Below are 13,681 nucleotides of genomic sequence, written 5' to 3'. Positions count from 1 at the left end.
TGTCCGCGTGCTACCGTCTCATTAACGCACTTGGATTGCGTTATCTCTCGGCGACCGCGCCCGGCCACCCGGAAGCGCCGCCCACCCCCACGAATCAGCCCGCATCGTTCGGAGTTCGCCCCATGTCAAAGGTTTTCCTGGTCACCGGTTCCTCTCGTGGCCTGGGCCGCGAGATCGTCAGCGCGGCTCTGGCCGCCGGGCACCTGGTGATGGCCACAGCCCGCAACCCACGCTCCTTGGACGACCTGGTGTCCGCCCATGGGGACCGGATCCGCACCACGCATCTCGATGTGACCGACGCGGATGCCGCCGAGCGCGCCGTACGCGAGACCGTCGAGGCGTTCGGGCGCCTGGACGTCGTGGTCAACAACGCGGGCCAGGGCGACCGCGCCTCACTGGAGGACACCACCCTGGAGGCGTTCCACCGACAGATCGACACCAACTTCTACGGCACCGTCCACGTCAGCCGGGCAGCGGTGCCGGTACTGCGCCGGCAGGGCGGCGGCCACATCATCCAGATCTCCTCGCTCGGCGGCCGGATCGGCAGCCCCGGCATGACCGCGTACCAGTCCGCGAAGTGGGCCGTCGGCGGCTTCTCCGAAGTCCTCGCATCCGAGGTCGCGCCCCTTGGCATCAAGATCACCGTCCTGGAACCCGGCGGCATGCGAACCGACTGGGCCGGATCGTCCATGCACACACCGCCCATCAGCGAGCCCTACCGAGGAACCGTCGGGGCCGCCGCCACGGCGATGCGGAACTTCACCGAAGAAGCCAACGGCGACCCGGCCAAGGTCGCCCGGGTCGTGCTCACCGTCGCCGACCTCGACGAGCCCCCGTTGCGCCTGCTCCTGGGCAGTGACGCCTACGCCTATGGACACGCCGCCTGGACCAAGAGGCTGAAGGAGGACGAGAAGTGGCGGTACCTCAGCGTCTCGACCGACCATGACCAGGCCGACGGCGACGGCTCACGCTGGCTCGACGACTGACCGGAACACCGGCCGACAACCGCCCACCCATGACTCCTGCGGGTGTGGGCGCCACGCGGTCCGGGACCGACGGACGCCACTCGCCGGGCCACCGCAATCGGGCAGTGTCGACCCGAAGAAAGGCAAGGATCAGGAGTCGCGCGGTCGGCTCACCGTAACCCCTTCGACCCTGTTGACCTCAGAGATGACCCAACCTAACTCCTGATAGCAATTTCGGCAGTTAGAATGGAACGATTGGCCACGGCCGTCATTCCTCACCGGTGCAGTTTGCTGCCGTCGCGCGCGATCCACGCACGACGTACCAGATGGGCAGAGAGTGATGCGGTCAGCCGTCCCACAGTGCGTTCAGGCCATGCCTCCCAGGAACGGCACCCGACGGCTCGACCCTCCGCGCCACGACATGATCCCGACGGCCCGAGCAAGGCAGGCAGTCCGCTCGGGCCATCAGGAGGCGCGATCGCCCTCATCGGCGCCATCCTGGCCGCCTTGGCCTGGTCGAACATCCGGCCGGAGCAGTACGTCAAGTTGGCTTCTGTACCGGCTCATCGCCCTGCTGCCCGGGCCTCGCCGAAGGCAGGCACTGCTCGGCGACACCGAGCGGCGGTCACCGGCACGCTCCCAACGCACCGATCACAGTCGTCGAGTACGGGGACTTCGAATGCCCGCACTGTCGCGCGGCCGAGCCGGTCACCCGCGAACTGCTCACGACCTACCCGCAGGTGCGCTACGTCTGGCGCCATCTCCCGCTCGACTATGTCCACCCGCACGCGGCCCTGGCTGCGGAGGCAGCCGAAGCCGCCCCGGCACAGGGAACGTTCTGGCCCATGCACGCGCTGCTGTTGCAACGCCAGGACCACCTGGACCTCGCCGATCTCATCGCGTATGCAGACGAACTGGGCCTCGACGTCCGGCGCTTCGAGCGCGGTCGATCTGCGCGACAGGGTGCACCGGCCCACCGTCGAGCGCCACATGGCATCGGCGGACGCCAACGCGGTCACCGGCACACCCATGTTCTTCATCAACGGCAAGCGGCATCATGGGCCCTACGACGACATGGCACTGCTCACCGGGATCGAAGAGGTCGCACACACCCAAGGTCAGGAGAGGCCCGGCCGCCCTCTCCCCTATGCGGCCGCCTGACCGCACGAGGCGGCCATGAGACGGATTCCGGATCTCGTCCCGAGCATGTGCCTCGTCGCCGCGACGATCCGCTGGACGTGATCCGCGCAGGGCTTCTACGGTCGGGGCTTCGCGGCCGTCTTTGTCCGCCGGCCTTCTTCTGCTCCTCCCGGCTTCCGGCCGGGTGGGAGCGTGCCGGGGCCGCTTTTCCTCATGGCCGGCGAGGCGGCGCGGCGTCCCCCGGCGGGGTGCGTTCTCTTTCCAGTGGCTCGAAGGTCCCCTGCACGCGACACAAATACAACGAAGCCGCACCGGCCGACGGACTTCGTCGCACGGATCACCGAATTTGATGCACCAAATGCGTTGCGATATCGCCGACAACCTCCGCCTCGCGGAGGAGGGGGCGCAGGAGCACAATGGGATCAGTTGCCTGTGGCATGAGCGTCCTTTTCGCACAGGAGTCCCCGCATGGACCAGGCGAACAGCGATCGACACGGGCAGCGGTCACCCCTTCTCGCCGTCGGGGCAGCGGTTGTGGACCGTGAGGGCACGGTGGTCCGCTGTTCGTCGACCGTCGCTGACCTGCTCGGCCGCAGCCAGGACGACATCTGCGGTCATCCCGTCCAGGACCTCTTCGCCGAAAGCCCGGGCACGGGCCGGAACAGCGGCGCAGGGCAACCGCCCGCCGAGGGAGTCGTGACGTTTCGTCTCGGCTCCGGCGGGACCCTCGATGTGGACCTCCGTGTCCTGCCTCTCGACGGCTCGCCGGACGAATACGTGATCATAGCCGCGCCGGCCGACTCCTCGAGTGACTGGCGATTCGGCGGGGCATTCTTGCGTGCACTGCTCGCCCAGGACCAAATGGGCATCGCAATTCACGACGTAGATATGAATGTCATACGCACGAACATCAGGACCGAGATCTTCGAAGGGCCGCCCATCGTACCGGGAATCCGTCTGGAAAGTGTTATTTCCGCAGAGGACGCCGAGATGATAGAGCGCCTGCTCGGCCAGGTGATGGAAACCGGTGTGCCTTTTGTACGGAAGAGGTTGGAAATTCATTCTTCGACGGTTTCGGGGTATCAGTGGGACCTCTCGCTGTCCGCATTCAGATTGCAGGACCCCGACGGCGCTCCCTCCGGCATCGCTGTCACCGTCAACGACACCACGGCGCAGCAGAGGATCCGTCGTCAGATGGATCTGCAGCACCAGGCGGCCGTGCGGATCGGCTCCTCGCTGGACGTCGTGCGTACCGCGCAGGAGCTGGCCGACGTCCTCGTGCCCGAACTCGGGGATCTCACCGCCGTGGACATATCCGACGCGGTGCTTGTGGGTGACGAACCGCTGAACGTCATCGAGGGGATGCCATCGCATCTGGTCCGGGTCGCCATCTCGTCGGGAGCCAAGCAGTGGCCTCCAGGCCTGCTCGAACCGGGACAGTCGCTCAGCCAGCCGTTCGGCACGGTCCACATTCATCAACTCCAGCTGGGGCAGGCCCTCTCGCTCGACCGTGAGGACATGCTCAAGGTGCCGAGCAGCCCGCTCACGAGAGGGCGCCTCATCCCCGTCGGAGCGCATTCCATGACCATCGCGCCCTTGCTGGCACGCGGTCGCATGCTCGGCACGGTATCGGTCTGGCGAACCGAGCAGCCGGATCCCTTCGACACGGCCGAAAGGGCGCTGCTGACCGAGATCGCCTCGCGCGCGGCTCTCGGCGTCGACAACGCGCGGCGGTACACCCGGGAACACAGGGCGGCGGCGGCCTTGCAGGAGCGCTTGCTGCCACGCGCGGAGACCGATACCGCCGGCCTCGAGACCGTGGGCATCTACCACCCCGCGGTCGGGGGCGCCGGCATCAGCGGTGACTGGTTCGACGCCATCCCCCTCCCGTCACTGCGGGTCGCATTGGTCATCGGGGACGTCTTCGGTCACGGACTGTCCGCCACCGCCACCATGGGTCGCCTCCGGACCGCGATCCAGACCTTCGCCGATCTGGAACTTGACCCGGCGGAGGTCCTCACCCATGTCGAGGGCCTGGTGCAGCGACTGGCCTCCGAGACCCCGACCGAGCAGCGGGATGTCGTCGGTGCCACATGCCTGTACGCCGTCTACGACCCCATCACCGGGAAATGCACGATGGCCAGTGCGGGACAGCCCCCTCCTGTTGTCGTCGGGCCGGACGGCACCGCGCGGGACATAGAGGTCTCCCCCGGTCCGCCGCTGGGTGTGGGGGGTGTGCCGTTCGAGTCGACCACGGTGGCTCTGGACGCAGGCAGCGTTGTGACGCTGTACACCGACGGACTCTTCGAACTGGAAGGCTTCGACGCCGTCCACGGAATCAACCAGCTCCGCAACCGACTTGCGGTCCTGACGGGGGCCGACCGGAGCCTGGCCGCCATCGGTCGCGACCTTATCGGCGATCTCACCGACCGGCCCCCCAGCGACGACGTGGCCCTCCTGCTCGCCCGCACCCGGATCATCTCCGAGGAGAACACCGCGAGTTGGCAGTTCCCTGCGGAGCCGGCCTCGGTAGCGGACGCAAGGGAGTCCGTCACCAGGCAACTGGAGCGATGGGGACTGGACGAACTGGCGCTCAGCACCGAACTGGTCGTGAGCGAACTGGTGACCAATGCGATCCGGTACGCCGGCGGCCCGGTAGGACTGCGGCTCATCCGTGAGAACGTACTGATCTGCGAAGTCGCCGATCCGAGCAACACCCAGCCCAGACTCCTCAGGGCCGCACCCACCGACGAGGGTGGGCGCGGGCTGTTCATCGTGGCCAAATGCACCAGCCGGTGGGGCAGTCGGTACGGACGGCGCGGCAAGACGATCTGGACCGAGCAGCCCCTGGACGGACTGCCCGGCGAGATGGTCCCGCTGTTCGATCTCGCCTGAGCACAGCGTGCCTTGGCGTCCGCGCGGAAGCACGGTCCGCATGGGGTGGCAGCCGGCCGCTCGGTCCGTGAGCGATGAGCCCCTACCGGACTTGGTGCGGAGAAGGGCAGTGACACAAGGATCACCCACCCTGGTCCCTCAGATACCGAGTAAGAGATGTAGGCTGTATACATCTGTCGTCGGACACATGGCACAAGGCGTGGGGAGTGATCCGAATGAGCTGGCCGGCCACGGCTCGCTACAACACGGAGCCGGCCCCGGAGGGGCTCGCCTTCGTGCAGGACCTCATGAACACGATCCCCGCCGGCAAGCCCCGCACGAACGACCTTCTGGCCGATCCCGGCTCCGCTCAGATCTGGCTCGACCAGGCGCTGGAGGAGTGGAGCCTGGCCACCGGCAAACCCCTGGCCGGGGTCCAGCTCGACCCGCACGACCAGGAGGAGCTCCGCACCTTCCGCGACGATCTGCGCCGGGCGGCAGGTCTCGGCCACGACGACGCGCTCCCCCCGCTGCACACAGCGTCCGTCGCCATGCAGCTCGGCGGGGACGGAGAGGTCCGTCCCGAGCCACGCGGCACCGGGTGGAGGCGTGTGGCGGCGCTGGTCCTGATCGAGGTCTTCCAGGCCCAGCGGGCGGGCACCTGGCAGCGGCTGAAACTGTGCCGCAACGACCGGTGCGGCACTGTGTTCTTCGACCGGTCCCGCAACAACAGCGGGGTCTGGCACAGTGTCAAGGTCTGTGGCAACGCGGCGAACCTGCGGGCCTACCGGGCAAGGCAACGCGCCCAGAGTGCGTCGTAGGCGCGGGGCGGTCGGCAACGCGGAGAAGCCGACCACCCCCTCGGCAACGACGACTTCGGCACTGTGACCCGGGCACCGGCTACCCGGGGGCTCCGATCCGCCAACTGCCGCCAGGGTCAATCCCGTCCGGCCGCCGACTCCACGGCCCGGCGACGCAGGGCGAACCAAGCCGGGACGACGGACGCGACCAGGGCCAGCAGGGCACAGGCGGCGACCGCAGCGCCGATCACGGCCCAGGGCAGCTCGATGGATGTCCACACCGACAGCAGACCCAGCGCGCCCCACATGCCCGCCACGTCGAGACAGGCGACCAACAGCCCGAGCAGTGCGCCCACCACGACCACCATCAGCGCCTCGGCGCCCACCAGCCGTAACGCCTGCCACCTGGTCGCACCGGCGAGGCGCAGCACGGCCAGGTCACGCACCCGGTCCGAGGTCGCCATGACCATGGTGTTGGCCAGGGAGATACCCGTGTAGACAAGGGCGATGCCGAGTACGAGCATCAAGCCGAGCCGGGTCGTAGGGTCGGATTCCGGGTAAGTGGCCCGCACCCACTCGGCTTTGGTGAGCAGCCGGCCACCCGAGTCCCGCAACGCCGCTCGCAGTCCCGCGGCGACGGAGCCCGCGTCGGCGCCGGTGGCCGGCGTGACGTCGACGCGGTCCACACTCGAGCCAGGGGCGTTGCGCGGAGTGACATAGGCGCCGTTGTTGCCGGTACCGGTGGTCATCACCGCGGCGATCCGCAGCGTCTTCCTCGTGCCGTCGTCGAGCCACACCTGCACGCGCTGTCCCACGGTGTGCCGCTGCCACTCCTCGTTGACGATGATCGAGTCGTCGTCGAGGTCGCTCACCTCTCCCGAGGCGAGCGGCAACCGGGTGGTGGCCGCGAGCAGGCCGGGCTCCGCCGCACGGGCCTCGGACCTGACGAGCGCCACACCGTCCTCCATCACATGGACGGCGGTGGAGGAGGTCGGCGACACCGTGACGCCCGGCACGGCACGCAGTCTGGTCAGTGTCACCTCGTCGAAACCTGCTCCGCTCGCCGCGGTGATCACAAAGGCGGCGGTGGTCTGCGTACGCGTCTCCGTGGCCTTCGCCCTGTTCAGCGTGGCAGTGGCACCCAGCAGTGATCCAGAGAGGGCGACCGTCACCAGGACGGGCGCGGCGATCGCCGCGGTACGACGCACACCGGCGGCCGCGTTCTCGCACACCAGCATGCCCCCTGCACCAGGAAGGCGGGCCGGCAGCCGGGCCACGAGCCGGACCGACGGGCGCACGACGATCGGTGCGAGGAACGCGAACGCGGTGATCAGCAGCATGGGCCTGCTCACGTACGACTTGCGGTGCAGCAACTCGCTCGGGTCGCCGGAAAGAGCCATGCCCATCGTGACCGCCGCGGTCAGCAACAAGGCAGCGCCGGACAGCAGGCGGCCCCACGTCATCACCCCGCTGTCGACGGAGGCATCGTGCAGCGCCTCGGTGGGACTCGTCCGTCCGGCCCGCCAGGACGCGGCGACCGCGCCGCACAAGGCGACGAGCAGTCCTGTCCAGAAGGCCAGGTGATACGGCCATGTGCTGTTGCCGATGGTGTACCAGCTCGGCGCGAGTCCCCCGTCGACCAACCATGAGGCCAGACGAGGTGCGCCGTAGGAGCCGAGCAGACAGCCGGCGATGGAGGCGATCACGCCCACCACGAGTGCCTCGGTGAACACGATGCGGCGGATCTGCCCCGGAGTGGCCCCGGCGGTGCGCAACAGTCCGAACTCCCGCCGCCGTTGAGCGACCGTGAACGCGAAGGTGGACGCCACCACGAACACCGACACAAAGGCGGAGACACCGCCGGCCGTGCCGAACAAAGCGGTCATCGCGGTGATGGCCTCACGGTCCCGGTCGAGGTCGGGGTCGGCACGACGGCGCGCATCGCCGGTCAGGACCTCGACGCCTTCGCCGCGAACCGCTTTGCGCACGGCCGCCGCGTCGGCGTCGACAGCCGACTGAACGCTGATCGGCGACAGTCGGGCGGCTTGTGCGTCGGTGTAGAAGACGGCGTTCTCGAAGCCGCGGTCGGCGACGGTGCCGACGACCCGTACGGTGCCGCGGCCGGTACGAAACCGCTCACCGGGCTTCGACCAGTCACCGCTGACGACGACTTCGTCGGCGGTCTTCGGCGCCCGTCCCGCGGTGATCTCGTACGGCGCGAAGGCCGCGACGGACCAGGGGTGACCCACCAGGTTCCCGGGGCCGTCCGCAGCACTCACGGAGAACGTCCGGTCCTGGACGACGGTGCCGAGCTCCTTGAGCTTCAGCACGGTTTCGATGGGCACCGCTCGCGGGTGTGCGAGCCTCTGGGTACGCTCGCCGATCGGGGTGGACACCCGCAAGGTGTCCGTCCCCTTGACGACGACCGGTGCGGCCGCGAACCGCTCGGGCTTTCGGCCGGGGGCGTCGGACGAGGAGTCGAGCGCCAGGCCCATCACGGTGAGCAGCGCGACACCGAGCGACAGCGCGACGAAGGCTCCGACGAAGGTGGCGCATCGGGTGTGCAAGGTACGCGGGGCGACGCTCAGCACGGCACTGCCTCCAGCTTGGTCATGCGTGCGGCGATGTTGTCGGCACTCGCCGCGACCAGTTCGCCGTTGACCCGTCCGTCGACGAGGAAGACCACACGGTCGGCATGGGAGGCGGCCACCGGATCGTGGGTGACCATGACGATCGTCTGGCCGTCGCGGTCGACCATGCCGCGCAGCAGGCCCAGCACCTCGCGGCTGGTACAGGAGTCCAGGGCTCCGGTCGGCTCGTCGGCGAAGAGCACCGCGGGGCGGGTGATCAGGGCCCGGGCAAGGGCGACGCGCTGCTGCTGGCCGCCGGACATCTCATGGGGCCGGTGTCGCGCCCGGTCGCCGAGGCCGACCTGCCGCAGCGCCTCGCGGACCCCCGCCCTGGAGGGCCGGCGGCCGGCCAGCCTCAAGGGCAGGGCCACGTTCTGCTCGGCCGTCAGGGCCGGCAGCAGATTGAACGTCTGGAACACGAAGCCGATGCGTTCCCGGCGCAGCAGGGTCAGCCGGGTCTCGGTCAGTTTCGTCAGTTCGACCCCTCCCAGGGTGACCGAGCCGGAGGTGGGCCGGTCGAGGCCCGCAGCGCACTGCAACAGGGACGACTTGCCCGATCCGGAAGGCCCCATGACGGCGGTGAACGTACCTACGGGGAAGCAGAGCGAGACTTGGTCGAGCGCCGTCACGGCGCTGTCGCCCGACCCGTACCGTCGGCTGACGGAACACAACTGGATTGCATGATCGACCACTTGTCCACCTCGTTGAGTGTCGGTCCTCCCGCACGGCAGGCGGGTGGAGTCTTCGGCTGACGACGCCGGAAGGCCACTGCCGGGACAGCCGGTCGGGCGCCCGAAACTGTCTGTCTGCGACGGCGGTCGGGCGTTCCGGCCCGACGACTCGTCCGGTTCCGGCAGAGGAAGTGCGGCGAACCCAGCCCCCATGCGATCGCCGTCTGCCTCGTCATTTCGGTGCCTCAACACAACAGTGCGGGGGCACCTCGGCGCAGTGCGGCAGAGTCGAGACCTGGGGTAGGGCCGGCCCTACCCACGATCCACCGGCTGGACCGATGGTGTGGGCCCCGCCGGGCCTTCTACGGTGAGTGCCATGCACCCTCGGAATGTGTGGCAGGCCATGTCCCGGCCCGGCTACCTGGTGTCGCCCTGGCCGTGGCGCTCCGTCGCATACCTGCTCACCGGCATGGTGACCGGCATGGTCGTGCTGGCGGGGCTGGTGACCTCGGCGGCGGTCGGCGGCGTACTCGCCATCGTGCTCGTGGGACTGCCGCTGCTCGTCCTCGCCGCGCTCGCCGGCATTCCGGTGGCCTGGGCGGAACGGCACAGGCTACGCCTCGTCGACCTGGACCCGGCTCCCGACCGGCACACCAGGCCCCCCGCCGAAGGGCTCTGGTCCTGGCTGACGACTCGGCTGCGCGAGCGCACGACCTGGCAGGAACTCGGCTACACGCTGCTCTTCGCCTGCGTGCTGTGGCCGGTCGACGCCGTCGCGGTCACCGTCGCGCTGCTCTTCCCCCTGTCCATGCTGGCGGCTCCTCTCCTCATGGCCACGGTCGGCGACGGCCGTCAGACGAAGGTGCTCAAGCAGTGGGCCATCAACACCTGGCCGACCGCGTTCGGTGTCGCACTGCTCGGGCTCGTCCTCTTGGCCCCCTGCGCTTACGCCCTCGGGGTCGCCGCCGGCGCACGGGCCGAACTGACCCGGCTGCTCCTCGCCCCGCGCGACGGCGGCCTCGACGCCAAGGTGGTCGAACTCACCCGCTCCCGTGTGCGATTGGTGGACGCCTTCGAGAGGGAGCGACGTCGCATCGAACGCGACCTGCACGACGGTGCCCAACAGCGCCTCGTCGCCCTGACGATGACTCTCGGTCTCGCACGGCTGGACGCACCCCCGGGCCCACTCGCCGACCAACTCGCCAAGGCGCACGACCAGGCGGGCCAGGCACTCGCGGAGCTGCGTGAACTCGTGCACGGCATCCACCCCAAGGTGCTCGCCGACTACGGTTTGGAAGCCGCCGTCGCCGATGCCGCGGACCGATCCCCGGTACCCGTGGACGTCGCCCTGGAACTGTCGGGGCGCCTGCCCCAGTCCGTCGAATCAGCCGCGTATTTCGTGGTCTGCGAAGCACTCGCCAACATCGCCAAACACAGCGGGGCGAGCCGCGCCGAGGTGAGCGGCGGCCATCGCGACGGACGACTGCACCTGCACATACGCGACGACGGCGGGGGCGGCGCCGATGCCTCGATCGGCACCGGGCTCACCGGCCTCGCGGACCGGGTCTCGGTCCTCGATGGCAGACTTACCCTGTCCAGTCCCCCTGGCGGACCGACCCAGTTGAGTGTGGAGTTCCCTTGCGATCCCTGCCGGCCGACCGATCGCTCCGCATAGTGCTGGCCGAGGACAGTGTCCTGCTGCGAGAGGGACTCATAGGCCTTCTCCACCGTTGCGGTCACGAGGTCGTCGCGGCCGTCGGAGACGCCGAGGCACTGTTCGCCGCTGTCGAGGAACACTCACCCGACATCATCGTGACGGACGTCCGCATGCCCCCCGGATTCCAGGACGAAGGGCTGCACACGGCAGTACGTCTGCGGGAGCGGACACCCACCCTGCCCGTCCTGGTCCTCAGCCAGTACGTGCAGCGGGCATACGCCTCCGAACTGCTCGACTCCGGAGACGGATCGGGTGTCGGCTATCTGCTCAAGGACCGGGTCGGGCAGGTCGAAGAGTTCGTGGACGCCCTGCGCGAGGTCGCCGGCGGCGGCACGGTCGTCGACCCGGAAGTCGTACGCCAGCTGCTGCGCCGTCGTCGCGACCCGCTGGAGCGGCTCACACCGCGTGAGCGCGAGGTTCTCGCCCTGATCGCGGAGGGCAGGTCGAACGGCGCGATCGCGCAGGAACTCGTGGTGTCCGAAGCGGCAGTGGGCAAGCACATCAGCGGCATCTTCGCCAAGTTGGACCTGCCGCCCGCGGACGCGACGCACCGCAGGGTCCTGGCGGTCCTGGCCTATCTGAGGGCGTGAGCCGGAACGGTCCTCCTTCCGTGTCGTCAGCCTTCCGCCCGACTCGTATGTCTGTGATCGTCATCGAACCGACGGCATCAGTCACCACGATGTGGTTCCGCAGAACATCGGCGTCGCATCCGCCCGAAGCGGCGGTCTCACCCCAGGTAGAAGTCCCTGCGGTCGGCCACGAACTCCTCGACCGTCCGGGCGGGTACACCCGTCACGCGCTCCACGTGGTCCGACGCGCGGTCGTAGCGATTCTGTTGATGCAGGCTTGCCATGACGGCGATGTGGTCCTCGATGTGCTGCGGCAGACGCACCTTCGCCAGCACCTCGGCCCGCCACCGGTCCAGCGGCACGTCCGTATAGGTCACCTGCCGCCCGAGCGCCCGCGTGAACTCCTCGGCCATCTCGATCATGTCGAGGGTGCGGGGCCCGGTGAGCTCGTAGACGTTGCCTGTGTGCGAGGCCGGCTCACGGAGCACGGTGGCGACCACGCGGGCGACGTCGTCCACCGCGACGGGCGATGTGCGCCCGGTGCCGAAAGGCAGCGCAATCGTTCCGCTCGCCTGGATCGATCGCGCCGCCAGTGTGGTGAACAGCGGATTGTCCAGGAAGGACGTCGGCCGGATGTGGACCACCGGCAGATCGGACCAGTTCAGCACCTGCTCGGCCAGCCAGTGCAGTCGTTGCTGATGTGACTCCGCGGTGCTGGTGGCGGTCATCTGCGAGACCGTCATCTGTGACATGCCGACCAGAGCGTCCAGTTGACCGTGCTCTCGGGCCACTGTGGCCACCACGGTCGCCGCGAGGAGGTGGTCGCGCGACACGGGCATCGCGAAGTACATCCGCCCGACGCCCTCCAGTGCCGCCGCCACGCTCTCGGGCCGGGTCAGGTCACCGAGGACCACCTCCGCGCCCAGCGCGCGCAACCCGGCCGCACGTTCGTCGTCGCGGCGGACCATCGCCCTTACGGGCACGCCCTGGGCTCGGAGCAGTTCGAGAACGGTACGGCCCACGCCGCCTGCGCCTGCGATCAGGACACGGTTGCTGGCAACCATCGGTAAGTCTCCTTCGAGGTTCTTGAGTAGCCGGGTGAGCAGTCATGTGTGTGCGTGGGAAGGCCCCGCGACATACGGCCATCAGGCGCGAGACACCGACCATGACGCCGCTCCGATTCCCGGTGCGCCCACCGCGGTCAGCCGACGCAAGTGCCCACGGATGTGCACGCATCAATATTAGGAGCATATGCTCGTATCGATGGGAACGCAAGGCACGGAGGGACTCCCCCGGTCACACCGGGGGTGCTCGTGCACAACCGAACTGATCGCGCGGCCACCACGACGGCACGTCAACGACCTGAGATCACAGCCCTGCCGCAACCATCGACCAGACCGGCGGACCGGTCACCCGACCGGTGCGGACGCGCTCGCCACCCGCCACTTCGCGGCTCTCGACATCACGACGGAAGTGGGCGACCAGGGGTGGACACAGAGGGCCGGCTCGTCCCGCCGGACGCGTCGTGCTCGCGCCACTCCACCCTCCCGCCCGCAAGAGGGCCTTTCTCACTCCGCCCAGGGCTGGAAGCCGGTATGGAGGACGGCTTCGAGTGACGCGCGCAGGCGGGCCGCGTCGTCGACCCCGAAACTCCCCTCGAACTGGGCCTGCACACCTTCCCACAGGGGCAGTGCGGCCTTCATCCGGGCTACACCCTCAGGCGTGATCGTGACGATCCGGGCACGACGGTCCGCCGCCGACGTCTCGACGGTGACCAGGCCTTCCCGTGCAAGCGGCTTGAGGTTGGAGGCCATCGTCGTGCGGTCCATGGCGATCACGTCGGCGAGGGTGGTGATGGTCATCTCCCCCTGGGCACTGAGCCTCTGGAGGATGCTGAACTGCGTCCCTCGGAGACCGGCGGGCGCCAGAGCCTTGTCGTACGTCGCACCGAGGTACCGGGCCGCCTTGCGCAGCGCCAGGTTGTTGCACAGATCGTCACGGCTCGCGGACGTAGCGGTCATGGTCTCCTCCAGGGCTCTCCCTCAATGATAGGAGCATCTGCTCACAAACCGAAAAGGGCGCCCTGGCGTCGAGAGGAGGCGTGGACCAGGGCCTTTGACTGGGAGTCTCTGGTCGACTCCCGTCCGTGACCAACGGGATCGCGATCACGGCTTAGCCGCAGACGTCTCCGGCCGACTACCCCGAGAGAGTGGCGCCGGGGCCGAATGATCCGCGGGCGGCCTGTGCCGTGGAGACGTCGACGCGAACCACATACGATTCGAGGACTTCAAGCCTTTACGTCCCTATATCGGAGA

General features: G+C 68.7%; 10 protein-coding genes and 1 pseudogene. 7 read left to right on the top strand and 4 right to left on the bottom strand.

What is annotated here, in order from left to right; translation table 11 throughout:
* Positions 1-122 precede the first annotated feature (122 nt).
* The 5 genes and pseudogenes from RCR19_RS37820 to RCR19_RS37800 all read left to right on the top strand — a co-directional run bounded on the left by RCR19_RS37820 (position 123) and on the right by RCR19_RS37800 (position 5,800).
* A complete protein-coding gene (locus RCR19_RS37820; protein WP_331269257.1) occupies positions 123-986 on the top strand; it encodes an SDR family NAD(P)-dependent oxidoreductase in 864 nt (287 codons plus the stop codon).
* Between the two features lie 443 nt (positions 987-1,429).
* Positions 1,430-1,849: pseudogene (locus tag RCR19_RS37815) on the top strand (thioredoxin domain-containing protein); the annotation flags it as partial.
* Between the two features lie 19 nt (positions 1,850-1,868).
* Positions 1,869-2,126, top strand: coding sequence for a hypothetical protein (locus tag RCR19_RS37810; RefSeq protein ID WP_331269256.1), 258 nt, complete (start codon positions 1,869-1,871; stop codon positions 2,124-2,126).
* Positions 2,127-2,573: 447 nt separating this feature from the next.
* On the top strand, positions 2,574-5,000 hold the full coding sequence (locus tag RCR19_RS37805; protein WP_331269255.1) for a SpoIIE family protein phosphatase: 2,427 nt from the start codon (positions 2,574-2,576) through the stop codon (positions 4,998-5,000).
* A gap of 215 nt (positions 5,001-5,215) precedes the next feature.
* Positions 5,216-5,800, top strand: a complete 585-nt coding sequence (locus RCR19_RS37800; protein WP_331269254.1) for a CGNR zinc finger domain-containing protein — start codon at positions 5,216-5,218, stop codon at positions 5,798-5,800.
* A 116-nt stretch (positions 5,801-5,916) separates the two neighbouring features.
* On the opposite strand, the gene RCR19_RS37795 is transcribed toward RCR19_RS37800, so the two are convergent.
* A complete protein-coding gene (locus RCR19_RS37795) occupies positions 5,917-8,370 on the bottom strand; it encodes an FtsX-like permease family protein (protein WP_331269253.1) in 2,454 nt (817 codons plus the stop codon).
* Entirely contained in the window at positions 8,364-9,101 is a 738-nt protein-coding gene (locus tag RCR19_RS37790; protein WP_331269252.1) for an ABC transporter ATP-binding protein, read from the bottom strand. The genes RCR19_RS37795 and RCR19_RS37790 overlap by 7 nt, the downstream gene beginning before the upstream one ends.
* Positions 9,102-9,483: 382 nt before the next feature.
* Between RCR19_RS37790 and RCR19_RS37785 the strand changes: the two genes are divergently transcribed.
* Together RCR19_RS37785 and RCR19_RS37780 are read left to right on the top strand one after the other, a co-directional pair.
* The gene (locus RCR19_RS37785) at positions 9,484-10,755 is read left to right on the top strand and encodes a sensor domain-containing protein (RefSeq protein WP_331269668.1); all 1,272 of its coding nucleotides are present in this window, start codon (positions 9,484-9,486) and stop codon (positions 10,753-10,755) included.
* Positions 10,728-11,387: a response regulator transcription factor gene (locus RCR19_RS37780; protein WP_331269667.1), complete on the top strand. Its 660-nt coding sequence runs from the start codon at positions 10,728-10,730 to the stop codon at positions 11,385-11,387. The genes RCR19_RS37785 and RCR19_RS37780 overlap by 28 nt, the downstream gene beginning before the upstream one ends.
* 137 nt (positions 11,388-11,524) lie before the next feature.
* Here the strand turns inward: RCR19_RS37780 and RCR19_RS37775 are convergent, their stop codons facing one another.
* Positions 11,525-12,430, bottom strand: a complete 906-nt coding sequence (locus RCR19_RS37775; RefSeq protein WP_331269251.1) for an NAD(P)H-binding protein — start codon at positions 12,428-12,430, stop codon at positions 11,525-11,527.
* A 504-nt stretch (positions 12,431-12,934) separates the two neighbouring features.
* The gene (locus tag RCR19_RS37770; protein ID WP_331269250.1) at positions 12,935-13,387 is read right to left on the bottom strand and encodes a MarR family winged helix-turn-helix transcriptional regulator; all 453 of its coding nucleotides are present in this window, start codon (positions 13,385-13,387) and stop codon (positions 12,935-12,937) included.
* Positions 13,388-13,681: the final 294 nt, after the last annotated feature.

Source organism: Streptomyces sp. WAC07094 (genome assembly GCF_036320405.1).
Classification (GTDB): domain Bacteria; phylum Actinomycetota; class Actinomycetes; order Streptomycetales; family Streptomycetaceae; genus Streptomyces; species Streptomyces lannensis.
Note: the sequence above shows the minus strand (reverse complement) of the source record. Positions and strands in the feature narration are given on the sequence as shown.